This is a genomic window from Streptomyces sp. MMCC 100 (genome assembly GCF_041538145.2).
Lineage (GTDB): Bacteria > Actinomycetota > Actinomycetes > Streptomycetales > Streptomycetaceae > Streptomyces.
In genome coordinates, this window is sequence record NZ_JBGORK020000001.1 from 6,142,411 (window position 1) to 6,169,380 (window position 26,970).

22 protein-coding genes are annotated in these 26,970 nt (G+C 71.9%); 4 read left to right on the plus strand and 18 right to left on the minus strand.

The features are described 5' to 3' along the window. Positions 1-223 precede the first annotated feature (223 nt). The 7 genes from truB to rimP form a co-directional block, all read right to left on the minus strand. Positions 224-1,129 carry a tRNA pseudouridine(55) synthase TruB gene (truB, locus tag ABS735_RS28325; RefSeq protein WP_373901953.1) on the minus strand — a complete coding sequence of 302 codons (906 nt, stop codon included), beginning with the start codon at positions 1,127-1,129 and terminating at the stop codon, positions 224-226. Further along, entirely contained in the window at positions 1,126-1,590 is a 465-nt protein-coding gene (gene rbfA, locus ABS735_RS28330; protein ID WP_373901954.1) for a 30S ribosome-binding factor RbfA, read from the minus strand. Before rbfA ends, truB begins: the two co-directional genes overlap by 4 nt. Positions 1,591-1,646: 56 nt before the next feature. Next, positions 1,647-1,940: a DUF503 domain-containing protein gene (locus ABS735_RS28335; protein WP_061442259.1), complete on the minus strand. Its 294-nt coding sequence runs from the start codon at positions 1,938-1,940 to the stop codon at positions 1,647-1,649. A 152-nt stretch (positions 1,941-2,092) separates the two neighbouring features. After that, entirely contained in the window at positions 2,093-5,170 is a 3,078-nt protein-coding gene (gene infB, locus ABS735_RS28340) for a translation initiation factor IF-2 (protein ID WP_373901955.1), read from the minus strand. A 161-nt stretch (positions 5,171-5,331) separates the two neighbouring features. Next, complete coding sequence (locus ABS735_RS28345; RefSeq protein ID WP_373901956.1) at positions 5,332-5,637, minus strand: YlxR family protein; 306 nt, start codon at positions 5,635-5,637, stop codon at positions 5,332-5,334. A gap of 113 nt (positions 5,638-5,750) precedes the next feature. Continuing rightward, positions 5,751-6,749, minus strand: a complete 999-nt coding sequence (gene nusA, locus ABS735_RS28350; RefSeq protein ID WP_373901957.1) for a transcription termination factor NusA — start codon at positions 6,747-6,749, stop codon at positions 5,751-5,753. Between the two features lie 2 nt (positions 6,750-6,751). Beyond that, positions 6,752-7,297 (minus strand): ribosome maturation factor RimP, encoded by a 546-nt coding sequence (gene rimP / locus ABS735_RS28355; protein WP_373901958.1) that lies wholly within the window; start codon positions 7,295-7,297, stop codon positions 6,752-6,754. A 472-nt stretch (positions 7,298-7,769) separates the two neighbouring features. On the opposite strand from rimP, the gene ABS735_RS28360 reads away from it, so the two are divergent. Genes ABS735_RS28360 through ABS735_RS28370 form a run of 3 tightly spaced genes read left to right on the plus strand, consistent with a single transcriptional unit; the run spans position 7,770 to position 9,787 of the window. Next, complete coding sequence (locus ABS735_RS28360; RefSeq protein ID WP_373901959.1) at positions 7,770-8,330, plus strand: hypothetical protein; 561 nt, start codon at positions 7,770-7,772, stop codon at positions 8,328-8,330. Then, positions 8,327-8,836, plus strand: coding sequence for a ferritin-like domain-containing protein (locus ABS735_RS28365; RefSeq protein WP_373901960.1), 510 nt, complete (start codon positions 8,327-8,329; stop codon positions 8,834-8,836). Before ABS735_RS28360 ends, ABS735_RS28365 begins: the two co-directional genes overlap by 4 nt. A 39-nt stretch (positions 8,837-8,875) precedes the next feature. Further along, entirely contained in the window at positions 8,876-9,787 is a 912-nt protein-coding gene (locus ABS735_RS28370; RefSeq protein WP_373901961.1) for an aminoglycoside phosphotransferase family protein, read from the plus strand. Between the two features lie 412 nt (positions 9,788-10,199). Here the strand turns inward: ABS735_RS28370 and ABS735_RS28375 are convergent, their stop codons facing one another. The 7 genes from ABS735_RS28375 to ABS735_RS28405 form a co-directional block, all read right to left on the minus strand. Continuing rightward, positions 10,200-11,903: a proline--tRNA ligase gene (locus ABS735_RS28375; RefSeq protein ID WP_373904325.1), complete on the minus strand. Its 1,704-nt coding sequence runs from the start codon at positions 11,901-11,903 to the stop codon at positions 10,200-10,202. 73 nt (positions 11,904-11,976) lie between these two features. Next, positions 11,977-12,522 (minus strand): GNAT family N-acetyltransferase, encoded by a 546-nt coding sequence (locus tag ABS735_RS28380; RefSeq protein WP_373904326.1) that lies wholly within the window; start codon positions 12,520-12,522, stop codon positions 11,977-11,979. Between the two features lie 70 nt (positions 12,523-12,592). Next, complete coding sequence (locus tag ABS735_RS28385) at positions 12,593-13,441, minus strand: GNAT family N-acetyltransferase (RefSeq protein ID WP_373904327.1); 849 nt, start codon at positions 13,439-13,441, stop codon at positions 12,593-12,595. A gap of 97 nt (positions 13,442-13,538) precedes the next feature. Continuing rightward, complete coding sequence (gene ispG / locus ABS735_RS28390) at positions 13,539-14,696, minus strand: flavodoxin-dependent (E)-4-hydroxy-3-methylbut-2-enyl-diphosphate synthase (protein ID WP_164366844.1); 1,158 nt, start codon at positions 14,694-14,696, stop codon at positions 13,539-13,541. A 256-nt stretch (positions 14,697-14,952) separates the two neighbouring features. Next, positions 14,953-16,245, minus strand: a complete 1,293-nt coding sequence (locus ABS735_RS28395; RefSeq protein WP_373904507.1) for a M50 family metallopeptidase — start codon at positions 16,243-16,245, stop codon at positions 14,953-14,955. Between the two features lie 8 nt (positions 16,246-16,253). Next, positions 16,254-17,510: a 1-deoxy-D-xylulose-5-phosphate reductoisomerase gene (dxr, locus tag ABS735_RS28400; RefSeq protein WP_373904328.1), complete on the minus strand. Its 1,257-nt coding sequence runs from the start codon at positions 17,508-17,510 to the stop codon at positions 16,254-16,256. 184 nt (positions 17,511-17,694) lie between these two features. Further along, positions 17,695-19,647, minus strand: a complete 1,953-nt coding sequence (locus ABS735_RS28405; protein ID WP_373904329.1) for an acyl-CoA dehydrogenase family protein — start codon at positions 19,645-19,647, stop codon at positions 17,695-17,697. A 291-nt stretch (positions 19,648-19,938) separates the two neighbouring features. On the opposite strand from ABS735_RS28405, the gene ABS735_RS28410 reads away from it, so the two are divergent. Next, positions 19,939-20,952, plus strand: a complete 1,014-nt coding sequence (locus ABS735_RS28410) for a LacI family DNA-binding transcriptional regulator (protein WP_373904330.1) — start codon at positions 19,939-19,941, stop codon at positions 20,950-20,952. 103 nt (positions 20,953-21,055) lie between these two features. Here ABS735_RS28410 and ABS735_RS28415 read toward each other — a convergent pair whose 3' ends face one another. Genes ABS735_RS28415 through ABS735_RS28430 form a run of 4 tightly spaced genes read right to left on the minus strand, consistent with a single transcriptional unit; the run spans position 21,056 to position 26,929 of the window. Further along, positions 21,056-21,778, minus strand: coding sequence for a glycoside hydrolase family 12 protein (locus tag ABS735_RS28415; RefSeq protein ID WP_373904331.1), 723 nt, complete (start codon positions 21,776-21,778; stop codon positions 21,056-21,058). A 38-nt stretch (positions 21,779-21,816) separates the two neighbouring features. Continuing rightward, entirely contained in the window at positions 21,817-24,036 is a 2,220-nt protein-coding gene (locus tag ABS735_RS28420) for a glycosyl hydrolase family 95 catalytic domain-containing protein (RefSeq protein ID WP_373904332.1), read from the minus strand. Then, positions 24,033-26,003, minus strand: coding sequence for a beta-galactosidase (locus ABS735_RS28425; protein WP_373904333.1), 1,971 nt, complete (start codon positions 26,001-26,003; stop codon positions 24,033-24,035). Before ABS735_RS28425 ends, ABS735_RS28420 begins: the two co-directional genes overlap by 4 nt. Beyond that, complete coding sequence (locus tag ABS735_RS28430) at positions 26,003-26,929, minus strand: carbohydrate ABC transporter permease (protein ID WP_373904508.1); 927 nt, start codon at positions 26,927-26,929, stop codon at positions 26,003-26,005. The genes ABS735_RS28425 and ABS735_RS28430 overlap by 1 nt, the downstream gene beginning before the upstream one ends. Between the last annotated feature and the right edge of the window lie 41 nt (positions 26,930-26,970).

Consider the following 26,970-nt stretch of genomic DNA (forward strand, 5'->3'; position numbering starts at 1 on the left):
GTGTTCGACGGTAGGCGCGTGATGATCAGCGGGACAGATGCCGTGGCGAACGCGCCCCCTTCCACTCCCCCGGTTCACTCCGAGCGCCTGCCCGGACGGGTGAACAGAAGGGGTGGGTTGGATACACCCTAGGGGGTGGGGGAACCGAGGGGGGACCGTGGAGCGGCGACAGTGGTAGTCCCCGTGATCGCCGCTCCACGGGCGGATGTGACGGTGCGTCGGCTCAGCCGAAGACGGCCAGGCTCTTCGCCTTGCCCTTGTGCGCCTCCACGAGGGCGAGGAGGCGTCCCTCGGGACCGAAGACGGCGACGGCACCGGCGCCCGTGTACTCCTCGGGCATCTCCAGCCGTACGCCGTTGGTGAGCAGCCGGGCCCGCTTGGTGTCCACGTCCCAGCGCGGGAAGGCGGCACCGGCCGCTTCCGCGACGGGCATGACGGTGAGCTCCTTCTGCAGCTGGTCCAGCGTCCGGGCGCCGTCCAGCTTGTAGGGCCCGACACGGGTGCGGCGCAGCGCCGTGAGGTGCCCGCCGACGCCGAGGCCGGCGCCCAGGTCGCGGGCCAGGGCCCGGATGTAGGTGCCGGAGGAGCAGGTCACCGAGACCACCAGGTCGAGCACCGGGGTGCCGTCGTCGGCGACGGCGTCCCGGACGTCGTACACCGCGAAGGAGGAGACGGTGACGGGGCGGGCGGGGATCTCGAAGTCCTCGCCCTCGCGTGCCCGCTTGTAGGAGCGCACGCCCTTGATCTTGATGGCGCTGACCTTGGACGGCACCTGCATGATGTCGCCGCTCAGCTTGGCGACGCCGGCGTCGATCGCCTCCCGAGTGACCTTCGAGGCGTCCTGCGACCCCGTGATCTCGCCCTCGGCGTCGTCGGTCAGCGTCGTCTGTCCGAGCCTGATGGTGCCCAAGTACTCCTTCTCGGTGAGGGCGAGGTGCCCGAGGAGTTTGGTCGCCCGCTCCACACCGAGGACCAGGACGCCCGTCGCCATCGGGTCGAGCGTGCCGGCGTGCCCGACGCGCCGGGTGCGGGCGATGCCCCGCATCTTGGCGACGACGTCGTGCGAAGTGAAGCCCGACGGCTTGTCGACGATGACAAGGCCGTCGGGCGTGGTGTGCTTGTCGGTCATTTAGCGGTGTCGTCCGTCTCGTCGGCCTCGGTCTCGTCCTCGTCCGGCTTGCGGTACGGGTCCGCGTCACCCGCGTACGCGGCGCCTGCGGACGCCTCGCGCACCTTCTCGTCGGACTGCCTCGCCTTGTCGAGGAGGTCCTCGATGTTGCGGGCGGTGTCCGGCAGGGCGTCCATGACGAAGGCCAGGGTCGGCGTGAACTTCACGCCCGCCGCCTTGCCGACCTCGGAGCGCAGGATGCCCTTGGCGCTCTCCAGGCCCGCCGAGGCGGCCTTCCGCTCCTCGTCGTCCCCGTAGACCGTGTAGAAGACGGTCGCCTCCCGCAGGTCGCCCGTGACCCGGGTGTCCGTGATGGTGACGTGCGAGCCGAGCCGCGGGTCCTTGATCCCGCGCTGCAGCTTCTGGGCCACCACCTCTCGGATGAGGTCCGCCAGCCTTTTCGCCCGCGCGTTGTCGGCCACTGGTCCGTCTCCCGTTCTTTCTTCTCTTGCCTGATCTGGTCTTCTGCCCGATCTGGTCAGTCGTCGTCGCCGTGGAAGCGCCGCCTGACGGACAGCAGTTCCACCTCGGGACGGCCGGCCACCAGCCGTTCGCACCGGTCGAGTACGTCGCTGAGGTGGCCCGCGTCGCCGGACACCATGGCCAGGCCGACGACCGCCCGGCGATGGAGGTTCATGTGCTCCACCTCCGCCGCGCTCACCGCGTACTTCCGCTGGAGCTCGGCGACGATCGGGCGGACGACGGAGCGCTTCTCCTTCAGCGAATGTACGTCGCCGAGGAGGAGGTCGAAGGACAGCGTCCCCACATACATGTGCAACCGGTTCACCCGCCGGTCCGGGATCGATGGCCCCGCCGTGAACGGGCGGGGACATCAGAACCGTACAACGAACGGCCGGGGCCGATCGACGGATATTGTGCTCCGCCGACCGGCCCCGGACCGGTCACTCCCGGAAGTCGCGGTACTTACACCCGCGGCTTCTCGCGCATCTCGTACGTCGCGATGACGTCGTCGACCTTGATGTCGTTGAAGTTTCCGAGGTTGATACCGCCCTCGAAGCCTTCGCGGATCTCGGTGACGTCGTCCTTGAAGCGACGCAGACCCTCGATGTTGAGGTTCTCCGCGATGACCTTGCCATCGCGCAGGAGGCGCGCCTTGGTGTTGCGCTTGACCTCGCCGGAGCGGATGAGAACACCCGCGATGTTGCCCAGCTTGGAGGAGCGGAAGACCTCGCGGATCTCCGCCGTGCCCAGCTCGACCTCTTCGTACTCCGGCTTGAGCATGCCCTTGAGGGCCGCCTCGATCTCCTCGATCGCCTGGTAGATGACCGAGTAGTACCGGACGTCCACACCTTCGCGCTCGGCCATCTGCGCGGCACGCCCGGCGGCGCGCACGTTGAAGCCGATCACGATGGCGTCGGAACCCATCGCCAGGTCGATGTCGGACTCCGTGACCGCACCGACGCCGCGGTGCAGGACGCGGATGTCGACCTCTTCGCCGACGTCCAGCTGGAGCAGGGAGGATTCCAGCGCCTCGACCGATCCGGACGCGTCGCCCTTGATGATCAGGTTCAGCTGCTGGACCTCGCCGGCCTTCAGCACCTTGTCCAGGTCCTCCAGCGACACGCGGCGCGTGCGCTTGGCGAACGCCGCGTTCCGCTCGCGGGCGGCGCGCTTCTCCGCGATCTGGCGGGCCGTACGGTCCTCCTCGACCACGATGAAGTTGTCACCGGCGCCCGGGACGTTGGTCAGGCCCAGGACCTGGACCGGCGTCGAGGGACCGGCCTCGGCGACGTTGTTGCCGTTGTCGTCGAGCATGGCGCGGACGCGGCCGTAGGCGTCGCCCACCACCATCGTGTCGCCGACCCGCAGGGTGCCTCGCTGCACGAGGACCGTCGCCACGGCACCGCGGCCGCGGTCGAGACGGGACTCGATCGAGATGCCCTGCGCGTCCTGGACCGGGTTGGCCCGCAGGTCGAGCGAGGCGTCCGCGGTGAGGACCACGGCCTCCAGCAGGGAGTCGATGTGCAGACCCTGCTTGGCGGAGATGTCGACGAACATGGTGTCGCCGCCGTACTCCTCGGCCACCAGGCCGTACTCGGTCAGCTGACCGCGCACCTTGGTCGGGTCGGCACCCTCGACGTCGATCTTGTTGACCGCGACGACGATCGGGACCTCGGCCGCCTTGGCGTGGTTGAGCGCCTCGACCGTCTGCGGCATGACGCCGTCGTTGGCCGCGACGACCAGGATCGCGATGTCGGTCGACCGGGCACCGCGGGCACGCATGGCGGTGAACGCCTCGTGACCCGGGGTGTCGATGAAGGTGATCTTGCGCTCTTCGTCGTTGACCTCGGTCGCGACCTGGTAGGCACCGATGTGCTGGGTGATGCCGCCGGCCTCGCCCGCGATGACGTTCGTCTTGCGGATGGCGTCGAGGAGCCGGGTCTTACCGTGGTCGACGTGACCCATGACGGTCACGACCGGCGGACGGACGACCAGGTCCTCCTCGGAGCCCTCGTCCTCGCCGAACTCCAGGTCGAAGGACTCGAGCAGCTCGCGGTCCTCCTCCTCCGGGCTGACGATCTGAACCGTGTAGTTCATCTCGCCGGCGAGGAGCTGGAGCGTCTCGTCGGAGACGGACTGGGTCGCGGTGACCATCTCGCCGAGGTTCATCATGACCGCGACGAGCGACGCCGGGTTGGCGTTGATCTTCTCCGCGAAGTCGGTGAGCGAAGCACCGCGCGACAGGCGAATGGTCTCGCCGTTGCCGCGAGGCAGCATCACGCCGCCGACCGACGGGGCCTGCATGGCCTCGTACTCCTGGCGCCTCTGCCGCTTCGACTTGCGACCGCGACGCGCGGGACCGCCGGGACGACCGAAGGCGCCCTGCGTGCCACCACGGCCACCCGGACCGCCGGGACGACCGCCGAAGCCGGGACGGCCGCCGCCGCCACCGAAGCCACCGCCGGGACGACCGGCGAAACCGCCGCCGCCACCCGGACGACCGGCACCGCCACCGCCACCGGGACGGCCGGCGAAGCCGCCGCCACCGGGACGACCGCCGCCGCCGGGACGACCGGCACCGCCGGGACCGCGACCGCCGCCACCGGGGCCGGGACGCGGGCCGGCAGCGGGACGCTGCGGCATCATGCCGGGGTTCGGACGCGGACCACCGGGACGGGGACCGCCCTGGCCGCCCTGCGGACGCGGCATCGAGCCCGGGGTCGGGCGGTTGCCGCCCGGAGCCTGGGGACGGGGACCGCCGCCCTGGCCGCCGGGACCCTGCGGACGCGGACCGCCGCCGGGAGCACCCGGACCGCCCGGACGGGGACCGCCCTGCGGACGGGGCGCCTGCGGGCGCGCCATGCCGGCGTTGCCGCCGGAGGTGAAGGGATTGTTGCCCGGACGCGGACCGCCGGGACGGCCGCCGGGACGCTGGCCCGGGGCACCGGGACGCTGGCCGCCGGGACGGCCCTGGCCGCCCTGCTGACCACGGTCCTGACCCGGACCGGACGGACGGGCACCGCCGGGCTTGGGGGCACCGGGACGCGCGCCACCGGGCTTCGGACCGGCCGGAGCCGGGGACGAAGCGGCCGGGGACGAAGCGGCCGGGGCCGCCGGCGGAGCGGTGAACTCCGGCGCGGCCGGGGCCGGACGCGGCGCGGGCTTGGGGCCCGGCGTCGGACGCTGGCCCTGGGACGGAGCCGGCGCGGGGGCCGACGGAGCCGCGGGCTGCTGGGCGGCCGGCGGCTTGGGGGCCGACGGAGCCGCGGGACCCGGACGGGGCGCAGCCGGGCGGGCCGCCTGCGCCGGGGAGGGCGCCGACGGCCTGGGGGCAGCCTTCTTCGGGGCCGCGGGACGACCGGCGGACCGGCCGTTTCCACCACCCTGCTGGAAGGCGTCTGTCAGCTTGCGTACTACGGGCGCTTCGATCGTCGAAGACGCCGAACGGACGAATTCACCGAGTTCCTGGAGCTTGGCCATGACGACCTTGCTCTCGACGCCGAACTCCTTGGCGAGTTCGTAGACCCGGACCTTAGCCACTTCGCTCCTCTGAGGTCCGGGTTGCGTCCGGACCGTCGCTAGTTCATGGGCGTACTCATCGCGTACTCATCGAGTGCTCATCGCAATCTCGACCTGCTTTCGACTCGCGAGGTACCAGACCGCGCGGGGTTCCGCGCGGCATGTCTTCCTTACCACGTTGCTCACATGCTGCTTTCAGCAACCGTGCTGCAACCTTGTGCCTGCTCGACGTAGTGGCGCAACGCCTTTACGTCGAGCGGACCCGGGACGCGGAGCGCCCGCGGGAACGCCTTGCGGCGCACTGCCTGGTCGACACAGACCGGCACGGGATGTACGTACGCACCCCGGCCGGGCAGCGTACCGCGTGGATCGGGGGTGCAATGACCCTCGACCGCGACGGTGCGCAGCAGCTCGCTCTTGACCGCTCGCTCCCGGCACCCCACGCAGGTGCGCTCGGGGCATGCTCGGGTACGTGTCCGGCCAGACACTTCTAAGTCTACCTCCCCGTACCGACCCCACCCCTCCGGGGCAGGAATCGAACACGCGCCGCACGCGAAGCTGTCGTGGTCTCAGCGGCGTGCGGCTTGGATCTATTCCCCGGCTACTCCGACGGCTGGTCGTCCGGCTGCTCGGTGTCCGGGCGGATGTCGATCCGCCAGCCGGTCAGCCGGGCGGCGAGCCTGGCGTTCTGGCCTTCCTTGCCGATGGCCAGCGACAGCTGGTAGTCGGGCACGATCACGCGTGCGGAGCGGGCCGCCAGGTCCACGACCTCCACCTTGGAGACGCGGGCCGGGGAGAGCGCGTTCGCCACCATCTCGGCCGGGTCGTCCGACCAGTCGACGATGTCGATCTTCTCGCCGTTCAGCTCGCCCATGACGTTGCGCACCCGGCCGCCCATGGGGCCGATGCAGGCGCCCTTGGCGTTCAGACCCGAGCGGGTGGAGCGTACGGCGATCTTGGTGCGGTGGCCGGCCTCGCGGGCGATCGCGGAGATCTCGACGGACCCGTCGGCGATCTCCGGCACCTCGAGGGCGAACAGCTTCTTCACCAGGTTGGGGTGCGTGCGCGACAGCGTCACGGACGGGCCGCGCACGCCCTTGGCCACGCGGACGACGTAGGACCGCAGCCGCGTGCCGTGCGGGTAGCTCTCGCCCGGCACCTGCTCCTGCACCGGCAGGATGGCCTCCAGCTTGCCGATGTCGACCAGCACGTTCTTCGGGTCGCGGCCCTGCTGGACCACGCCGGTGACGATGTCGCCCTCACGGCCGGCGTACTCGCCGAGCGTCGCGTCGTCCTCGGCGTCGCGCAGCCGCTGCAGGATGACCTGCTTGGCGGTGGTGGCGGCGATGCGGCCGAAGTCGGACGGGGTGTCGTCGAACTCGCGGGCCGCCTGGCCCTCCTCGAGGTCGTCGGGGTCCTCCTTCGCCCACACGGTCACATGGCCGGTGTTCCGGTCGAGCTCCACGCGCGCGTGCCGGCGGCTTCCCTCTGTGCGGTGGTAGGCGATGAGGAGGGCCGACTCGATCGCTTCGACCAGCAGGTCGAAGGAGATCTCCTTCTCCCGTACCAAGCCCCGCAGGGCGCTCATGTCGATGTCCACGGCTACGCCTCCTCCTCTTTCGTCTCGTCGTTCTTGTCGTTCTTGTCGTTCTTGACGTTCTTGGTGCTGTCGTCCTTGCGGTTGAACTCGACCTGGACGCGTGCCTTGTCGATGTCGCCGAAGGGCAGTCTGCGGGTGGTGGCCTTGCGGCCCTTGACCCCTGGTACTTCGAGGTCGAGGCCGTCCTCGTCCACGGCGAGGATGCGGGCGACCAGTTCGCCGCCCTCGTGCAGCTGGAACCGCACCAGGCGGCCCGTGGCGCGCACGTAGTGGCGGTGCTGGGTGAGGGGACGCTCCGCGCCCGGGGTGCCGACCTCGAGGGTGTACTCGCCCTCGCCCATCGCGTCGGTCTCGTCGAGCTTCGCCGAGAGCGCGCGGCTCACATCGGCGATCCGGTCCAGGTCCGCTCCGGTGTCGGAGTCGACGACCACGCTCAGCACACGCCTGCGGCCGACCGAGTCCACCGCGATCTCTTCGAGGTCCAGTCCCTGGGAGGCGACGAGCGGCTCCAGCAGCTCTCGCAGCCTCTCGCTCTGGGTGGTGCTCATCCGGGTGACTCCTCGGCCGCGTGTGCTGTTGTGGGACGGTGCGCGTGTCTGGTCAAAGGGTATCCGGTCGCGGGGGGTGTTGCCGTCCACCCCGTCCGGTGGTGGCGGTCCGGTGCGGGGGTGCGCGTCACGGTGCGGGGCCACCCGGGAGCGGTGGTGCGCGTCACGGTGCGGGGCCACCCGGGAGCGGTGGTGCGCGTCTCGGGGCGGGGGCCCACCCGGGAGCGGTGGTGCGCGTCACGGTGCGGTGGTGGCAGTCCGGGTGCGGTGGTGCCCGCCCGGGCGGTGGTGCCCGCCCGGGGCGGTGGTGCCCGCCCGGGGCCCGTGGTGCCGATGAGTGGTGCCCGGGCGGGGCACGGGTACCGTGATCACGGGCAGGCCGCAGGCCGCACCGCGGGTTACCGCCGCGTCGCCCGTCGCTCTGCCGTCGCTTTGCCGCCGCTTCCGTACGAGCCTGTCGAGGACGTCTGCCGTGTCGCTTTCCCCATCGCCGCGCCCGCCCCGGGGGCCGCGCAGAAGGAGCCTGCTCGCGTCGGCCGCCGGGGCCGCCCTGCTCGTCGGCTGTACCGGGGGCCCGGACTCCGACGACCCCGGGGCCGGCCCGTCGGCGGCCGACCGGGCACGCGTGCGTGCGGCCCGGGACAGCGAGGCGCTGGCCGAGCGGTACGCGGCGGTGATCGCGGCCCATCCCGGGCTGGCGGAGCGACTGGGGCCGCTGCGGGAGGAGGTCGTACGGCACGCGGAGGTGTTCGGTGGTGTGCGGGCGGCCTCGCCGAAGGCGTCGTCGACCGCGTCGCCTTCGGCCTCGCCCTCCGTCTCCGCGCGGGCCGCCGGGCCGACGGCCCGTGACTCCGGTGCCGTGCCGGCGGACGAGAAGGGCGCCCTGGCCCTGCTCGCCGACGCCGAGCGGAAACTGGCCGACCGGCGGGCCGGGGCGCTGCTCGACGTGCCGGGTGAGTCGGCGCGGCTGCTGGCCTCGGTCGCGGCGGCCGGGGCGGCCCACGTGTTTCTGCTGACGGAGGGTCACGGGTGAGCAAGGCGGAAGACGGGCGGCTGGACGCCCTCCAGGCGGCGCTGGCGGCGGAGCACGCGGCGGTGTACGGCTACGGGGTCGTCGGCGGGCGGATCGGCGAGGAGCGGCGCACCGAGGCGCGGGCGGCGTACGACGCGCACCGGGCGCGGCGGGACGCGCTGGCGCGCGACGTGCGGGACCTGGGCGGCGAACCGGTCGCCGCGGCGGCGGGGTACGCGCTCCCGTTCTCGGTGCCGGACTCGGCGGCGGCGGTGCGGCTGGCGGCCGAGCTGGAGGACCGGGTGGCCGGGGTCTATTCCGACCTGGTGCGGGCGGCCGAGGGCGACGGGCGGGCCACGGCGGCCGGTGCGCTGCGCGAGGCGGCGGTCCGCGCGGCGCGCTGGCGGGGCGGGAGCGTAGCCTTCCCTGGGCTCGCCGAGCGGGCCGGCACGCCGACCGGGCAGGGTCCTGCTCCGGATGCCTCCGAGACGGCGACGGCACCGGCGACGGCTTCACCGACTGCGTAACGCGTACGGCTTTCCGTACGGGAAGGGAACGGCTCGCGCATGGCTTTCGAACCGCCGCGGCGTTTGATCAGGGCGCTCGGCGAGAGGGCACCGGGCGGTGACGGCTGGTTGGCGAAGCTGCCCGAAGCGGCGGAGCGGGCCGTGGCGGTGCGCGAGTTGACCGTCGAGCGGGTGCAGGTGCCCGGCGGGCGCAGCAGCCTGGTGGTGCTGGTGCGGACGGCTGAGGGAATGCCCGCGGTGCTGAAGCTCGCCCCGCGCCGGGCGCGTCCGGGAAGCGAGCGGGCCGCGCTCGCGCACTGGGGTGGGCTGGGCGCCGTGCAGTTGCGCGAGGAAGGGGCCGAGGAGAAGGCCGAGGAGGGCGTGCTGCTGCTTGAGCGGCTGCATCCGGACGTGTCGGTGCGGTCGTTGCCGGAGGCGAAGGCGTTGCTGGAGGCCGCGGGGACGTTGCGGCGGCTGTGGGTGGAGCCGCCCGCCTCTCATCCCTTCGAGACCGTGGCCGAGCGGACCGGGCGGCAGGCCGAGGCGATGCGGGCGGGAGCGGCGGCGGACGCCGAGGTGACGCCGTTGGTGGACGCGGCGCTCGCGGCTCGCGAGGAGCTTGTGGCCGCGCCGCCGGAGCAGCGACTGCTGCACGGGACGTTCCGGCAGAGCAAGGTGCTCGCCGGGGATCGGATGCCGTGGCTGGCGGTGGGGCCCGATCCGGTGGTCGGGGAGAGCGCGTTCGATCTGGCGCGGCTGGTGCGGGACCGGGTGGAGGATCTGATCGCCCAGCCGTCGGGGGCGTCGACCACGCGGCGGCGGATCAAGCGGCTCGCGGAGTCGCTGGAGGTCGATCAGGAGCGGCTGCGTGGCTGGACGCTGTTCCGGGCGGTCGAGTCGGGGGTGCGGGCCCGGCGGGTGGGGCGGGAGCGGGACGCGGAGCTGTTGCTGGAGTTCGCGGGCTGGTTGTGACGGTGCCTGCGGCGCCTGTGCGGGGTGCCTGCGGCGGCCTGTGCGGGTGGGGTGGGGTGCGCGTAGCGCCTTGGGTTCGGTGGTGGGTCGGGGCCGCGCCGGGGGGTGTCCGTCCTCGGAACGGCGCGGAATCGGTCGGCCACANACGCGCCAACCGCTGCGGGCGGACACCCCCCGACACGACCCCTTCTCGCCGTACGCGACTGCCGGCCGCCCACCGTCGCTGCCCCGTCCCGCCGTACGCGGCTCCCCGCCGTAGCTGCGGGCAGTCGTGCCGCTGGGGCGGCACGGGTGGGCGCAGCGGCACCCGGCAAGCGCCGGCCCGCGCTCCCCACCCCCGCGCCCACACCCACGCCGGGCACCCGGCAAACACCGGACCACGCGACCCACCCCGCGCCCACTCCCACGGTGGTCAGCTGGTGAGGCGGGTGAGGGCCTCCTCGACCGTTACTTCCTCGCGCTCGCCCGTGCGGCGGTCCTTCAGTTCGACCACGCCCTCGGCGGAGCGGCGGCCCGCCACCAGGATCTGGGGGACGCCGATGAGTTCCGCGTCGGTGAACTTCACGCCCGGGGAGAGCCCCGCGCGGTCGTCCACCAGGACGCGGACGCCGGCCGCGGCGAGCTTGTCGGAGACTTCCAGGGCCAGCTCGGTCTGCAGGGCCTTGCCCGCGGCGACGACGTGGACGTCGGCCGGGGCGACCTCCTTGGACCAGACGAGGCCCTTGTCGTCGGCGTGCTGCTCGGCGAGGGCGGCCACCGCGCGGGAGACGCCGATGCCGTAGGAGCCCATGGTGACGCGGGCCGGCTTGCCGTTCTGGCCGAGGACGTCGAGCTTGAGGGCGTCGGCGTACTTGCGGCCCAGCTGGAAGATGTGGCCGATCTCGATGGCGCGGTCCAGCTTCAGGCCGGTGCCGCAGTTGGGGCAGGGGTCGCCCTCCCGGACGACGACGACGTCGACGTAGGTGTCGACTTCGAAGTCGCGGCCCGCCACGACGTTCTTGGCGTGGGTGTCGGCCTTGTTGGCGCCCGTGATCCACGCGGTGCCGGGCGCGACGCGGGGGTCGGCGATGTACTTGACCTTCTCGCCCAGGCCCTGCGGGCCGACGTAGCCGCGGACGAGGTCGGGGCGGCCGACGAAGTCCTCGGCGGTGACCAGTTCGACGGCGGCGGGGGCGAAGTGCGCCTCGACCTTGTCCATGTCGACCTCGCGGTCGCCGGGCACGCCCACGGCGACGATCTCGCCGTCCACCTTGACGAGGAGGTTCTTGAGGGTGGCGGAGGCCTCGACGCCGAGGGAGGCGGCCAGGGTCTCGATGGTGGGGGTGTCGGGGGTCGGGATGTCCTCGGCCGCGGGGATGCCGGTGGCATCCGTGGGGGTGAGGGCGTAGGTGATCGCCTCGGTGTTGGCGGCGTAGTCGCAGTTCGGGCAGTCCGCGAAGGTGTCCTCGCCGGCCTCGGCGGGGGCCAGGAACTCCTCGGACTTGGAGCCGCCCATGGCGCCGGCGGTGGCCGCGACGATGCGGTAGTCGAGGCCGAGGCGCTCGAAGATGCGCTGGTAGGCGGCGCGGTGCAGGGCGTAGGACTCGGCGAGGCCCTCGTCGGCGACGTCGAAGGAGTAGGAGTCCTTCATGAGGAACTCGCGGCCGCGCAGGATGCCGGCCCGGGGGCGGGCCTCGTCGCGGTACTTGTTCTGGATCTGGTAGAGGATGACCGGCAGGTCCTTGTAGGAGGACGCCTGGTCCTTGACCAGGAGGGTGAAGATCTCCTCGTGGGTGGGGCCGAGGAGGTAGTCGCCGCCCTTGCGGTCCTGGAGGCGGAACAGCTCGGGGCCGTACTCCTCCCAGCGGCCGGTGGCCTCGTAGGGCTCGCGCGGCAGCAGGGCGGGGAGCTGGACCTCCTGGGCGCCGATGGCGTCCATCTCCTCGCGGACGATGCGCTCGATGTTGCCGAGGACCTTCTTGCCGAGCGGCAGCCAGCTCCACAGGCCGGCGGCGGTGCGGCGCACGTAGCCGGCGCGGACCAGCAGCTTGTGGCTGAGGACCTCGGCGTCCGCCGGGTCGTCGCGCAGCGTCTTCGCCATCAACTTCGACATGCGCTGGACCGGTGCGTTGGCCATGGTTCTCGTGTCTCCTGCTGCGTAAGGGTGGTGCTAGGAGGTTAGCCGGGTGGTCCGGTGCGGTGGAAATCGGTTATCGACCGGCTGGTGACCGCCTGCGCAGCGGGAGCGTGGCGCCCATCACCGCGTACGGCTTGGGGGCGCTGGGGAAGAGGACCCGGCGGGCGAGGTCCTGGTAGCCGAGGGAGCGGTAGAGGCCGCGGGCCGGGCTCTCGGTGTCGATGGCGGAGAGGATCGAGCGGGGCTCGGTGGCGGCGTCGGTGATCGTGGTGATCAGGGCGCGGCCCGCGCCGCGGTTCTGGTGCGCCGGGTGGACGTGGAGTTCCGTGATGACGAAGGAGTCGTCGAGCCAGTCGTCGGTGCCCTGGGCGCGGAGGTAGGGCTCGACGACGGTGGACCACCAGTGGGCGCGGTCGTTGGGCATGCCGTAGACGAAGCCGACGAGTCGGCCCCGGACGGTGGCACCGAGGGCTCTGGCGCCCGGGTGGGTCATGTGGCGCAGGACGATCTGACGGCGGACGGCCACCTCGTCGGGGCCGAGGCCGAACGCGGCGGCTTGGACCGCCAGGGCCTCGTCCACGTGCGCGGAGAGGTCCAGTGGGCCGATCACGAGGTCCATGCCGGGGAGCCTACAGGGGCGTTCCGGTTGTGGTGCTGGTGCAGGTGATGTGCGAGGGGCGGTTGCGGGCTCAGAACAGGACGCTCATGAAGGCGCCCACTTCTTGGAACCCGACGCGGAGGTACGTCCGTCGTGCCGCGGTGTTGAAGTCGTTGACGTAGAGGCTCGCCACCGGGGCGATGTCCGCGAGGGCATAGCGCAGGACCGCCGCCATGCCGGGTGCCGCCAGGCCCTTGCCGCGGTACTCGGGGGCCACCCACACGCCCTGGATCTGGCAGGCGCGGTCGGTGGCGGCGCCGATCTCGGCCTTGAAGACGACCTTGCCGTCGGCGTCGAAGCGGGCGAAGGAGCGGCCGGAGCCGACGAGTTCGGCGACCCGGGCCTGGTAGAGCAGTCCGCCGTCGCCGGCCATCGGGGAGATGCCGACCTCCTCGGTGAACATCGCCACGCAGGCCGGCATGATCCGGTCCATCTCGTCCTTGCGGACGCGGCGGACGTAGGGGTCCGGGGCGATGTCGTCGGGGAGGTGGTCGGTGACCATGAGGGGCTGGTGGGCGCGGACCTCGCGGGCCGGGCCCCAACCCGGTTCGAGCAGCCGCCACAGCTGGGCGGTCGGTTCGGCGGGGCCGACGATCGAGGAGCAGCGGCGGCCGGCCCGCCGGGCGCGGTCGGCGAAGGCGCGGACGGCGCGCGAGGTGGCGCAGATGGGGACGAGGTTGGCTCCGGCGTAGCAGAGCGAGGTCAGCATGCCGTGCTCGTACCAGCCCCACATCTCGCCGCCCAGGCGCCACGGGTCGAGGCCGGCGATCTGCACGCGTGCGGTCACGAAGGCGTTGGCGACCGGCTCGCGGTCGAGGACGGCGAGCGCGGCGTCCAGGTCGCTCGGTTCGAGCACGCGGGAGGTGGTCTGCGTCAACACGTGCGGGGGCCTCACCCTGAGATCTGCTGGTCTCCGCACTGTACCTGTCGTGCATATGCCGCGCCGCCCCCAGGGCGACGCGGCAGTGGTGGGCGGATCAGCCCGCGACGGAGACCGAGGGCTCGCCGGAGATCACGCCGTCCTTCTCCATCTGCTCGGCGATCTTCATCGCCTCCTCGATGAGGGTCTCCACGATCTTCGACTCGGGGACGGTCTTGATGACCTCGCCCTTGACGAAGATCTGGCCCTTGCCGTTGCCGGAGGCGACGCCGAGGTCGGCCTCGCGGGCCTCGCCGGGGCCGTTGACGACGCAGCCCATGACGGCGACGCGCAGCGGGACCTCCATGCCCTCCAGACCTGCGGTGACCTCCTCGGCCAGCTTGTAGACGTCGACCTGGGCGCGGCCGCAGGACGGGCAGGAGACGATCTCCAGGCCGCGCTGGCGCAGGTTCAGCGACTCCAGGATCTGGATGCCGACCTTGATCTCCTCGACCGGCGGGGCCGAGAGGGAGACGCGGATGGTGTCGCCGATGCCCTGGGAGAGCAGGGCGCCGAAGGCGACGGCCGACTTGATGGTGCCCTGGAAGGCGGGGCCGGCCTCGGTGACGCCGAGGTGGAGGGGGTAGTCGCACTGGGCGGCGAGCTGGCGGTAGGCCTCGACCATGACGACCGGGTCGTTGTGCTTGACCGAGATCTTGATGTCGCGGAAGTCGTGCTCCTCGAAGAGGGACGCCTCCCAGAGGGCGGACTCGGCCAGGGCCTCGGGGGTCGCCCTGCCGTACTTCTGGAGCAGGCGCCGGTCCAGCGAGCCCGCGTTCACGCCGATGCGGATCGGCGTGCCGTGATCCTTCGCCGCCTTGGCGATCTCCTTGACCTTGTCGTCGAACTGCTTGATGTTGCCCGGGTTCACCCGGACCGCCGCGCAGCCCGCCTCGATCGCGGCGAAGACGTACTTGGGCTGGAAGTGGATGTCCGCGATCACCGGGATCTGCGACTTCTTCGCGATGACCGGTAGCGCGTCGGCGTCGTCCTGGGTGGGGCAGGCCACCCGCACGATCTGACAGCCCGACGCCGTCAGCTCGGCGATCTGCTGGAGGGTGGCACCGATGTCGGAGGTGCGGGTCGTGGTCATGGACTGCACCGACACGGGGGCGTCGCCGCCCACCGCCACGGGCCCGACCTGGATCTGCCGGCTCTTGCGGCGCTCCGCGAGCCTGGTCGGAACGTCCGGCATGCCGAGAGAAATCGCAGTCATCTGCTGTGCAACCCCAAGTCGTGGATCAAGGTCCGGCCCCGTTCAGCGGCGGGCTCCGGCATTCGAGATTACGGCACCGACATGAACGCCCGGCACGCGGCGTACGGGAGATGCACCCTATGGCGTCCATCTGCCGGGTGAGGGGAGTGAAGCCCGATCCGGAGGGACATGCTCTCCGGATCGGGCTTCTCATCGGATCGGTCGGACGGTCCGCAGATCGGGTCATCGCTCCCGGGTGCCGCGGACGGTCCGGGCGTCAGGTTATCCGCACCGGGTTGACGACGTCCGCCACCAGCACGAGCAGCGTGAAGCAGACGAAGACGCCCGCCACCACGTAGGCCACCGGCATCAGCTTGGCCACGTCGAAGGGCCCGGGGTCGGGCCTGCGCAGCACCTTGGCCGCGCCTCGGCGCAGCGACTCCCACAGCGCGCCCGCGATGTGGCCGCCGTCGAGCGGCAGCAGCGGGAGCATGTTGAAGAGGAACAGGGAGAGGTTGAAGCCGGCCACCAGCATGACGAACATGGCGAGCTGCTGGGTGGGCGGGATGTCCAGGGTGGCGATCTCGCCGCCGACGCGGGCGGCGCCGACGACGCCCATCGGGGAGTCCGCCTCGCGGGGCCCGTCGCCGAAGGCCGCGTCCCACAGGGCGGGGATCTTGGCGGGCAGGGCGGCGAGGTTGTCGACGGCGTCGCCGATCCGGTCGCCCATCCAGGTCACGGACTGGCCGAAGTCCTGTTTCACCACGCCGGTGGCGGAGCTGAAGCCGAGGAAGCCGGCGGTGACGTACTCGCCCTGGACGATCTGTCCGTGGGAGTCCTTCTTGGCGACCTTGTTGGTGGCGATGGTCGCGTGGAGGGTGATCTCCTCGCCCTTGCGCTCGACGACGACCGGCACGTCCTCGCCGGGGTTGGCGCGGATCAGGTCGGACAGCTTGTCCCAGTCGTCGGTCCGTACGCCGTCGAAGGCGAGGATCTTGTCCCCGGCCCTCAGGCCGGCCGCGGCGGCCGGGGAGGCCGGGTCGGACTTGGTGCAGTCGTCGCGGTTCTCGCTCTGCGAGATGACGCACTGCGAGACGGAGCTGACGGTGGTGGTCTGCTGCGAGATGCCGAAGCCCATCAGCACGGTGAGGAAGAGAACCACCGCGAGGATGAGGTTCATGAACGGCCCGGCGAACATGACGATGACGCGCTTCCACGGCTTGCGCGTGTAGAAGAGGCGCTTCTCGTCACCGGGCTGCAGTTCCTCGAAGGCGGCCGAGCGGGCGTCCTCTATCATCCCGCGCCAGGGCGAGGTGGAACGCGCCTCCATGCGGCCGTCGGGGCCGGGCGGGAACATGCCGATCATGCGGATGTAGCCGCCGAAGGGAATGGCCTTGACCCCGTACTCGGTGTCGCCCTTCTTCTTGGAGAAGAGCGTCGGCCCGAAGCCCACCATGTACTGCGGCACCCGGATGCCGAACATCTTGGCCGTGGACAGGTGGCCCAGCTCGTGCCAGGCGATGGAGAAGAGCAGGCCGACGGCGAAGAGGACTATGCCGAGGATGAACATCAGGGTCGTCATGCACGGGCCTCCGCCGTCTGTGCCGCCAGTTGCCGGGCCCGGGCGCGTGCCCAGGTCTCCGCTTCGAGGACGTCCGCGACGGTGAGCGAGGTTCCCGCACGGGGGGTGCCGTGCTCCTCGACCACCCGCGTGACGGTCTCCATGATCCCGAGAAACGGCAGCGCGCCGCGGCGGAACGCCTCGACGCACTCCTCGTTGGCGGCATTGAACACCGCCGGGGCCGTGCCCGCGAGCTGTCCGACGTGCCGGGCCAGGTTCACCGAGGGGAAGGCCTCGTTGTCGAGCGGGAAGAACTCCCAGGTCGAGGCCTTGCTCCAGTCGAAGGCGGGCGCGGCGTCGGGGACGCGTTCGGGCCAGCCGAGGCCGACGGCGATGGGCCCGCCCATGTCGGGGGGCGTGGCGTGGGCCAGCGTCGATCCGTCCGTGTACTCAACCATCGAGTGGACATACGACTGCGGGTGCACGACCACCTCAATGCGGTCGAAGGGAATGTCGTAGAGCAGGTGGGCCTCGATCACCTCCAGGCCCTTGTTGACGAGGGTGGCGGAGTTGATCGTGATCACCGGGCCCATGGCCCAGGTCGGGTGGGCGAGGGCGTCCTCGACGGTGACGGCCGCCAGCTCCTCCCTCGTACGGCCCCGGAACGGGCCGCCGGAGGCGGTGACGACCAGCTTGCGCACGTCGGCGCGGGTACCGGCGGCCAGGGCCTGGAAGAGGGCGGCGTGCTCGGAGTCGACCGGGATGATCTGGCCCGGCTTGGCCAGCGCCTTGACCAGCGGGCCGCCGACGATGAGCGACTCCTTGTTGGCGAGCGCGAGGGTGCGGCCCGCCTCCAGGGCGGCGAGGGTGGGCGCGAGTCCGATGGAGCCGGTGATGCCGTTGAGCACGGTGTGGCAGTCGGAGGCGGCGAGCCGGGTGGCCGCCTCCGGCCCGGCGAGGATCTCGGGGAGCGGCTCGCCCGCGCCGTACTGGGCGGTGAGCGCCTCCCGCAGTGCCGGTACGACGTCCTCGCGGGCGACGGCGACGGTCCGCGCCTTCAGCCGGTACGCCTGCTCGGCGAGGAGGGCGACCCGGCCGCCGTTGGCGGACAGGGCGGTGACCCGGAAGCGGTCCGGGTTGCGCAGCACGAGGTCGATGGCCTGGGTCCCGATCGACCCGGTGGACCCGAGGATCACCACGTCCTTCGGGCCGTCGCCCGCCACCGGGTCGTAGACGAGGTGGGGGTCGGCGAGTGGGGCTGGACTGTCGCTCATCCCCCCATTGTGTCCGCAACGGCCCTCCGGGAGGACAGCGCGTCCCTCGGCCGGGTGTCGCGCCACCTCACGAGCGATCGCCGGACGCCCTTTCGCCCGCCTCCTGCCCGGAACGGGTCGGAGCAGGAGGCGAGCGGGCGGCATGTCCTACGATCGGCGTCGGTGATCGGGGCGGTGGCTCGGGTCAGCCGATGGCGCGGCGGACGTTCTCCTTGGTGCCGGCGCCCGGTGTCGCGTCCGCGATCCACGGGCCGTCGCCGGACGGGTCGACGACGCCCTGCTCCAGCCACTCGTACGCGCCGCCCAGCACGCCCTTGACGACCTTGCGGTCCAGGTCGTCGGTGTTGCTCCACAGGCGGCCGAAGAGTTCCTCGACGCGGATGCGGGACTGGCGGCAGAAGGCGTCGGCGAGCTGGTAGGCCTCGCGGCCGTGGTCGTCCTTGGTGCGCAGGTGCTCGGCGCGTACGCAGGCGGCACTCATCGCGAACAGCTCCGCGCCGATGTCGACGATCCGGCCCAGGAAGCCCTGCTTGGTCTCCATCCGGCCCTGCCAGCGGGACATGGCGTAGAAGGTGGAGCGGGCGAGCTTGCGGGCGGTGCGCTCGACGTAGCGCAGGTGCCCGGACAGGTCCCGGTGGCCGGACGGGTGGAAGTCCGCGTAGGAACGCGGGAGTTGACCGGGTCCGGCGACGAGCTTCGGCAGCCACTTGGCGTAGAAGACGCCCGCCTGCGCGCCCGCCCTCGCCTTGTCGGACAGGGTCTTGTCGGGGTCGATCAGGTCGCCGGCGACCGAGAGGTGGGCGTCGACGGCCTCGCGGGCGATCAGCAGGTGCATGATCTCGGTGGAGCCCTCGAAGATGCGGTTGATGCGCAGGTCCCGCAGGATCTGCTCGGCGGGGACCGCGCGTTCGCCGCGGGCTTCGAGGGAGGCCGCGGTCTCGAAGCCCCGGCCGCCGCGGATCTGGACCAGTTCGTCGGCCATCAGGCAGGCCATCTCGGAGCCGTAGAGCTTGGCGAGGGCGGCCTCGATGCGGATGTCGTTGCGGTCCTCGTCGGCCATCTGTGAGGAGAGGTCCAGGACGGCCTCCAGCGCGAAGGTCGTCGCCGCGATGAAGGAGATCTTCGAGCCGACCGCCTCGTGCAGCGCGACCGGCTTGCCCCACTGCTCGCGCACCGCCGACCACTCGCGGGCGATCTTCAGGCACCACTTGCCGGCGCCGACGCACATGGCGGGCAGTGACAGCCGGCCGGTGTTGAGGGTGGTCAGGGCGATCTTGAGGCCGGCGCCCTCGGGGCCGATGCGGTTGGCGGCCGGGACGCGGACGCGGTGGAAGCGGGTGACGCCGTTCTCCAGGCCGCGCAGGCCCATGAAGGCGTTGCGGTTCTCGACCGTGATGCCCTCGGAGGCGGCCTCCACGACGAACGCGGTGATGCCCCCCTCGCCGCCCTCGGCGCCCTCTGACTTCGGGACGCGGGCCATGACCACGAGCAGGTCGGCGACGACACCGTTGGTGGTCCACAGCTTCACGCCGTCGAGGACGTAGTCGTCGCCGTCCCGGACGGCGGCGGTGGCCAGCCGCGCCGGGTCGGAGCCGACGTCCGGCTCGGTCAGCAGGAAGGCCGAGATGTCGGTGCGGGCGCAGCGCGGCAGGAACGTGTCCTTCTGCTCCTGGGTGCCGAACATCTTCAGCGGCTGCGGTACACCGATCGACTGGTGGGCGGAGAGCAGCGCGCCGATCGCGGGGCTCGCGGATCCGACCAGGGCGAGGGCCTTGTTGTAGTAGACCTGGGTCAGGCCGAGGCCGCCGTACTTGGTGTCGATCTTCATGCCGAAGGCGCCCAGCTCCTTCAGCCCGGTGATCACGTCGTCGGGGATCCGCGCGTCGCGCTCGATCACCGCGCCGTCGATCTTCGTCTCGCAGAAGTCGCGCAGTTTGGCGAGGAACTCCTCGCCCCGCTGGACGTCCTCGTCGGCCGGGAGCGGGTGGGGGTGGAGGAGGTCGAGGCGGAAGCGGCCGAGGAAGAGTTCCTTGGCGAAGCTGGGCTTGCGCCAGTCCTGTTCCCGGGCCGCCTCCGCGACCTGACGGGCCTCACGTTCGGTGACGGTGGGTCGTGAGGGGGTGGGTGGTGCGGACATGGGGCTCACCTCGCCGCGATTCGTCCTGCACGAACTTGCGGACGTACGTTACTAGTCGGTGCTACTCGATCGTATGTACCCGATCCCGGGCGACCCAGCCACCCTTCGTGCGGCCGTTCGGCCGATACTGCGGGGGGAGGCCGGAAGAGAGGAACGTGGACGAGACAGCAGTCGAAGCGCTTCGACATACTATGGACACCCATCCTCAGTGCAGCTACTGTCGAACCACCCTCGCCCACCCCTGTTGGTCCCGCGCGCTGTCGAAGCGCTTCACAAAGCTTGGAGAGCTGGATGGTCACCCTCGCCGAGGTCGCCCAGCACGCCGGAGTCTCGGCCAGTACGGTGAGTTACGTCCTCAGCGGCAAGCGGTCCATCTCCACCACCACCCGGCAGCGGGTCGAGGAGAGCATCCGGAAGCTCGGTTACCACCCGAACGCCGGCGCCCGCGCACTGGCCAGCAGCAGGTCGAACATCATCGCCCTCATGATTCCGCTGCGCACCGACATGTACGTGCCGGTGATGATGGAGATCGCCATCGCGGTCGCGGCCGGCGCGCGCGCCCACGGGTACGACATCCTGCTCCTCACCGGCGAGGAGGGCCCCGACGCGGTGCGCCGCGTCACCGGCAGCGGTCTCGCCGACGCGATGATCCTCATGGACGTGGAACTGGACGACGAGCGGCTCCCCCTGCTGCGCGGCACCGACCAGCCGTCCGTGCTGATCGGGCTCCCCGCCGACACCGAGGGCCTCACCTGCGTCGACTTGGACTTCCGGGCGACCGGCGCGCTGTGCGTGGAGCACCTGGCACAGCTGGGGCACCGCGACATCGCCGTCATCGGTGAGGCCGCCGCCGTCTACGAACGGCACACCGGCTTCGCCGAGCGCACCCTCGACGGTCTGCGCACCCGCGCGCGGGAGCTGGGACTGCGGCTGCTGCACCGGCCCTGCGAGGGCGGGTACGACGCGATGGCCGCGACGTTGGCCCGCGTCTTCGACGAACGCCCGGACACCACGGGGTTCGTCGTCCAGAACGAGTCGGCGGTGGAGCCGCTGCTCGCGCTGCTGCGCCAGCAGGGCCGGGCCGTGCCGGAGGACGTGTCGGTGGTCGCGGTCTGCCCCGAGCAGGTCGCCACCCAGGCTTCGGTGCGGCTCACCTCGGTCGCGGTGCCCGCGCAGGAGATGGGGCGGCGGGCCGTGGAGCAGCTGGTCGCCAAGCTCGACGGCCGCGGGAGCGACGAGGTCGTGCTGCTCGCGCCGGAACTGACCGTCCGGGCCAGCTCGGGACCGGCGCCCGTCCGGCCGTAGTGCCCGCCGGCCTCGCGTACCTTCCGGCGGGCGCGGACGCGGAGTGAGCGGAGGGGCCGGTCCCGGGACCGGCCCCTCCGTCGTGGTGCGCGGATGCCGACGGTCAGCCGCCGCTGACCGTCAGGTTGTCGGTGCGGAAGTCCAGGCCGCCGGCGGACGAGGTGATCTCGTAGCCGAACTGCACGTCACCGATGGTCTCGTTGCCCATCCAGCCCTTGGTGTCCTTGATCCACTTCAGGATCGGGAGGATGTTCACCGTGCCGGAGTCCGAGTCCGAGGTGCGCAGGAACGAGAAGACCTCGTTGGCGCCGTTGTTCCCCTTGTAGACGTTCCAGGTGTGGCCGCCGAGGCTGACTGTCCCCTGCGAGGTGCCGAGGGGGCCGACGGCTCCGTTGTAGTTGACCCAGAGCATGATCTCGTAGTCGTAGTCCGTGTCCCAGATGTCGTACGACGTGTTGTACGCGCCGGACGACGGGACCGTGACGTCGTAGCTGCTGGTGAGCGAGCCGAGGGAGGAGATCGGCTTGTCGATCACCTTCTTGGCGTTCGGGTAGGACTTGATGCCGCCGGTGTCCGGGTGGTCGGCCCAGACGCCCCAGTCGGTGCCGGAGTTGGCCCACACGCACTGGCTGCCGGCGCCGGAGCCCCAGATGTTGTTGTAGAGGGTGTAGCCGTCCAGGGTGGTGTTGCCCCACTGGTCGCAGGAGTTCCAGACGGCGGCCTGGGCGGGGGCGGAGGCGAGGCCGACGGTGGCGCCGAGCGCGAGGGCCGGGGCGAGGAGAGCGGTCAGGGTGCGCGTGCGGGTGGTGCGCGTGCGTGGTGCCATGGCGTTTCCTTCCATGGGTGGGGGGAGGTGCGCTGGTGTTACCGCGTCTTGACGCTGATGACGCGGTCCTCCCCGGCGACGAGGTCGAGCGGTTCGGCGCCGGAGGGAGTCCGGAGTTCGATGCGGTGGGTGCGGTCCGGGCGCAGCACGGCCGTCGCCCTGCCCTCCGGTGTCCAGGCGAGGTCGAGCGAGGCCCCGAACCGGGTGCGTACGCCCCTGAGTTCGCCCTGCCGGCAGGAGGCCGGGAGGGCGGGCAGCAGGACCAGCCGGCCGGGGGTGGACTGCACGAGCATCTCGATGAGCACGGCGGGCAGGGCGTGCGCGGCGTCCGCGTTGTAGACGTCGCGGTGGGGGTAGTGCGCGCTCATCAGGGAGGCGTGGAAGTAGTCGCCGCCGAGCACCCGGCCCAGGGCGTGGGCGACCCGGTCCCCGTCCCTCAGGCGGGCCGCGACCAGGGCGTGGTGGAGGTGGCCGTGGGCGGAGTCGTTCTCGGCGCCGCGCAGTTCGAGGGCGCGGTGGGCGGCCTCGGCGAGGTCGGGGGTGTCGTACGGGTTGATCTCGTCGAGCGGCCAGACGCCGTAGAGGTGGCTGAGGTGGCGGTGGTCGTAGGTGTCCGCCAGGCCGGGCCACGCCCACTCCGCGAGTGCGCCGTCGGCGTTGGTCCGGTGGGCGGGGAGGCGGCCGGCGAGGGCGCGCAGCCGGTCGGCGTGCTCGGGGTGCCGGTCGGCGGCGGTCAGCAGGGCGTGCCGGGCGGCGGAGAGGTCCATGGCCGCGTTGAGGGCGCCCCAGCTCCCGCCCTTCGGGCGGTTCTCCGGCGAGTACGAGGGGACGACGACCAGGTGTCCGTCCTCGTCGGTCCGGGTGAGGAAGTCCTCGTAGAAGAGGGCGACTTCGGCGAGCGCGGCGGTGGTGCGGGGGTCCCGCGTGCCGTAGGTCTCGTCGTGGTCGACGAGGGGCTTGAGCAGCCAGTCGGCGCCCGCGGTCCACAGGTGCAGGGGGTACTCGCGGCTGAAGTGGTACGTGTGGCCGGACTCGCCGTCGGTGTGCGAGGGGGCGACCGCGCCCCGGGTGCCGAAGATCTCGCGGGCGTTGTCCCGCCAGTGCGGGAGCTGGCGGTGGACGAGGGCGGCGTGGGCCCCGGTGACCTCGGGGAGTGCGGCGGCCGCGGCGGAGGCGGTCTGGAGGTTGAGGTTGGCGTTGGTGGTGAAGGCGCCGGACCAGGCGGTGTTCCAGTCGCCGGTCCACAGGCCGGTGAGACGGGGCGGGAGCAGGCCGCTCGCCGACAGCAGGTGGTAGCGGCCTGCGGCGAACAGCCGTTCCAGCAGGGCAGCGCTGTGGGGCCGGGCGAGCAGCTCCGAGCCCGGCAGGGCGCGCTCGGCGGGGTCGGCGGCGAGGTCGAGGGTGACGCGGTCGTAGGCGGTGCGGTGGTGGGTCAGGTGCCGGGCGAGGAGATCGTCGTACGAGGCCGCGTGCGGGGCTCCGTGCAGCAGGTCGCGCAGGTCGCGGCTCTCGGTGACCGTGTCCAGCTCGCCGGTGTGGCGGTGCACCCGGGTCAGCAGCAGCACCTCGGTGGCACCCTCGACGAGGACGCCGGGCGGCACGAGCTTCGTGGTGCCGCCGGTGACGGCGACGAGGGTGACGCCGGTGTAGGCGAGGTCGCTGCCGGGGTAGCGGGCGCGCAGGGTGAGCAGGGCGCCCTCGGGGGTGAGGACGGTGCCGTGGCCGATGCCGAGTCCGGCGGGGGCGCCGGGGAGGCGGGGGTCGAGGGACAGGTCGAGGGTGAGGTGCGGGGCGGTGACGTGCTGGACGATCACGTCGTCGGCGCGGGAGACGAAGACACGGCTGGTCCAGTCCGCGCGGGTGGCCGTGGTCTCGCCAGTGGCGAAGTCGACGGCGCGGCGGTACGGGGCAGCGTGGGTGACGTCGCAGGTCGGTCTGTTCAGGCGGAGCTGGAAGGCCGGGTGGAAGGGGCGTACCCATTGCAGCGGGCGGCCGTCGGTGAAGCCCTCGGCGGCCGTCGTGTCCCCGGCGATCAGGCGGTCCTGGAGGGCGGGGAGTTCGGCGGCGAGGGCGGGTGGACGGCGGTGCCCGTCGTCGCCGTGCGGGCGGACGAGGGTGTGGTGGGTGACGATCACCCGGTCGGCGTCCGGATCGCCGTACACGAGGGCGCCGTGGTGGCCGTTGCCGCTCAGGAAGGCGTCCTCCCAGCGGGCGGCGGGCTCGGGCTCCCAGGTGCCGTGGACGGGCGTGGCGTTCATGGCCTCAGCACCGCCACGCCGTGGCGGCCGAGGGTGATCCGGCCGGTGACCGTCGTCTCCGTCAGCAGGTCGTGGTGGGTGCCCGAGAGGTCGACGGTGACCGGTTCGCGGCCGTGGTTGAGCAGGAACAGCAGCTCACCGCGCCGGACCGCCTCGACCGCGTCCGGGAGTCCGTCGAGCACCGGCCGGACGCCCGCGCCGGCGGCGACGCGGGCCAGCAGCGCGCGCAGCGCGTCCGGCTCGGGGAGCGTGGAGACGTACCAGGCGCGGCCCTTGCGCAGTACGGCCGGCAGTCCGTCGAGTTCCCCGCCCTTGTAGGCAACGGTCTCGTCGGCGGTGCCGTCGGGCTCCAGCTCCTCGGACCACAGGGTGCCGCGCAGGCCGCCCTCGCACTCGGCCCTCTCCCCCGGCCGCAGCGGCCACCACTCGTGCAGGGTGCGGATGCCGAACAGCTCGCGCAGCCGGGCGTCCATGGCGCCGGGCCGTACCCGGTCGTCCTGGTCGGCGACACCGGTCAGGAAGCCGCAGACGAGGGTGCCGCCGCCGCGCACGTACGCGAGGAGGTTCTCGACGGTCGTGTCGGTGAGAAGGTAGAGCTGCGGGACGACCACGAGCCGGTAGCCGGTCAGGTCGTGCCCGGGGTGGGCGAAGTCGGTGGTGAGGTGGGCCTGCCAGAGCGCGCGGTGCCAGGCGCCGAGGACGTCCGGGTAGTCGGCCTCGCGGGAGGGCCGGGCCTCCTGGTCGCCGGCCCACCAGGAGTGCCAGTCGTGCAGGACGGCGACGTCGGCGGTGACCGGGTCGCCGGTGACGTGCGGGGCGATCCGGGCCAGGTCCGCGCCGAGCCGCTTGACCTCCTGGTACGTGCGTCCCTGCTCGCCCGCGTGGGAGACCATCCCGGAGTGGAACTTCTCCGCGCCCTGCCGCGACTGCCGCCACTGGAAGTGGCAGACGGCGTCGGCGCCGCGGGCCACCGCCTGGAGCGACCAGAGGCGGTTCAGGCCGCGCGGCTTGGGGTGGTTCACGCCGCGCCAGTTGACGGAGCCGGCCGCCTGTTCCATGAGCATCCACGGGCCGCGTGCCTGGGAGCGCGTCATGTCCTGGACGAGGGCGCCGTGCTGGGCGCCGAAGGGGTCGCGCGGGTCGGGGTAGAGGTCGACGGAGACGACGTCCTCCTCCTCGGCCCAGCGCCAGGCGTCCTGTCCCGACCACAGCGGCATGAAGTTGGTGGTGACCGGGATGTGCGGGGTGTGGCGGCGGACGATGTCGCGCTCGGCGGTGTAGCACTCCAGCAGCATGTCGGAGGTGAAGCGCCGGAAGTCCAGGACCTGGGCCGGATTTTTGAGGTAGTGGGTGCGGCGGGCCGGCAGGATCTCCGCCCAGTCGCCGTATCCCTGGCTCCAGAAGGCGGTGCCCCAGGCGGTGTTGAGGGTGTCGAGGGTGCCGTATCGGTCCTGGAGCCAGCGGCGGAAGCGGGTGGCGGCCTCGTCGCCGTGGTCGTAGGTGCAGTACTCGTTGTTGATGTGCCACATGGTGAGGGCGGGGTGGTGCGCGTAGCGCGCGGCCAGGGCCTCGGTGATGGCTGCGGCGTGGCGGCGGTAGACGGTGCTGGAGTGCGAGAAGTGCTGCCGGCCGCCCCACCACTCGGTGCGCCCGTCCTCGTCGCGGGGCAGGGTGTCGGGGTGGAGGTGGCCGAGCCAGGGTGGGGGCGAGGCGGTGGGGGTGGCGAGGACGACGCCGATGCCGTTCGCGTGCATCAGGTCCATGAGCCGGTCCAGCCAGGCGAAGTCGTGGACGCCGGGGCGTGGTTCGAGCTTCGACCAGGAGAAGACGCCGAGGGTGACGGAGTTGACGCCGGCGGCCTTCATCAGGCGGACGTCCTCGGGCCAGATCTCCTCGGGCCACTGTTCGGGGTTGTAGTCGCCGCCGTAGAGGATGCGCCGGCGGGTGGCGTCCGACAGGTTCGGCATCAGCCCTTCACCGCCCCCGTGAGCATGCCCTTCTTGAAGTGGCGCTGGACGAAGGGCGACAGTACGGCGACGGGCAGCAGGGCCATGACCATGACGGCCATCTGCACGGCGAGGCCGGACAGTTCACCGGTCTTGATCGCCTGGCCGAGGCCGACCGGCGCCTCCTGCTTCTGCACCAGCTGGATCATGACGTTCTGCAGGGGCAGCATGTCCTGGTCGTTGAGGTACAGGGAGGCGTTGAACCAGGCGCTCCAGTAGCCGACGGCGTAGAACAGCGTGATCACCGCGACGACCGCGCGGGACAGCGGCAGCACGATCTGCCACAGGATGCGCAGGTCGCCGGCGCCGTCGATGCGGGCACTGTCGATGAGTTCCTGGGAGATGCCCATGAAGAAGCCGCGCAGCACCAGGATGTTGAAGACGCTGATCGCGCTCGGCAGGATCAGCGCGAGGTAGCTGTCGGTGAGGCCCAGGGACTGCACCAGCAGATAGGTGGGGATGAGGCCCGCGCTGAAGAACATCGTGGCGAGCAGCACCATGAGGATCCAGCGGTGGCCCAGCGAGCCGCTGCGGGAGAGTCCGTAGGCGCACAGGACCGACACCGCCATGGAGAACAGGGTGCCGACGAGCGTGATGCCGATGCTGACGATCGCGGCGCGGGTGACCTGGCCGCCGCTGAGCAGTTCCTGGTAGGCGACGAAGGTGATGTCCTTGGGGATCATCACCAGGCCGCCGGCCTCGTCGATGGTCTTGCGGGTGGACAGGCTGGTGACGATGACGATCCACAGCGGGAACAGGATGCCCAGGCAGGCCAGGAGCAGCACGAGCCCCTTGCCGGTGAGTCCGGCCCGGCTGGGTCTCTCCTCCCACACGGGTCGGGGCGGGGCCGCCCACCGGCCGGGTGGGCACGCCGGCTTGCCGACCACAGGGGTCGCTTCTCGTACGGCGGTCGCTTCGGGTACGGCGG

Bases quoted from the DNA above. Each gene is read 5' to 3' on its own strand.
- ABS735_RS28405 (WP_373904329.1), bottom strand. From the start codon at position 19,647: ATGTCCGCACCACCCACCCCCTCACGACCCACCGTCACCGAACGTGAG.
- ispG (WP_164366844.1), bottom strand. From the start codon at position 14,696: ATGACTGCGATTTCTCTCGGCATGCCGGACGTTCCGACCAGGCTCGCG.
- rimP (WP_373901958.1), bottom strand. From the start codon at position 7,297: ATGAGCACCACCCAGAGCGAGAGGCTGCGAGAGCTGCTGGAGCCGCTC.
- ABS735_RS28410 (WP_373904330.1), top strand. From the start codon at position 19,939: ATGGTCACCCTCGCCGAGGTCGCCCAGCACGCCGGAGTCTCGGCCAGT.
- ABS735_RS28375 (WP_373904325.1), bottom strand. From the start codon at position 11,903: ATGGCCAACGCACCGGTCCAGCGCATGTCGAAGTTGATGGCGAAGACG.
- ABS735_RS28335 (WP_061442259.1), bottom strand. From the start codon at position 1,940: ATGTATGTGGGGACGCTGTCCTTCGACCTCCTCCTCGGCGACGTACAT.
- ABS735_RS28370 (WP_373901961.1), top strand. From the start codon at position 8,876: ATGGCTTTCGAACCGCCGCGGCGTTTGATCAGGGCGCTCGGCGAGAGG.
- ABS735_RS28420 (WP_373904332.1), bottom strand. From the start codon at position 24,036: ATGAACGCCACGCCCGTCCACGGCACCTGGGAGCCCGAGCCCGCCGCC.
- ABS735_RS28425 (WP_373904333.1), bottom strand. From the start codon at position 26,003: ATGCCGAACCTGTCGGACGCCACCCGCCGGCGCATCCTCTACGGCGGC.
- truB (WP_373901953.1), bottom strand. From the start codon at position 1,129: ATGACCGACAAGCACACCACGCCCGACGGCCTTGTCATCGTCGACAAG.
- dxr (WP_373904328.1), bottom strand. From the start codon at position 17,510: ATGAGCGACAGTCCAGCCCCACTCGCCGACCCCCACCTCGTCTACGAC.
- ABS735_RS28395 (WP_373904507.1), bottom strand. From the start codon at position 16,245: ATGTTCATCCTCGGCATAGTCCTCTTCGCCGTCGGCCTGCTCTTCTCC.
- ABS735_RS28415 (WP_373904331.1), bottom strand. From the start codon at position 21,778: ATGGCACCACGCACGCGCACCACCCGCACGCGCACCCTGACCGCTCTC.
- ABS735_RS28380 (WP_373904326.1), bottom strand. From the start codon at position 12,522: ATGGACCTCGTGATCGGCCCACTGGACCTCTCCGCGCACGTGGACGAG.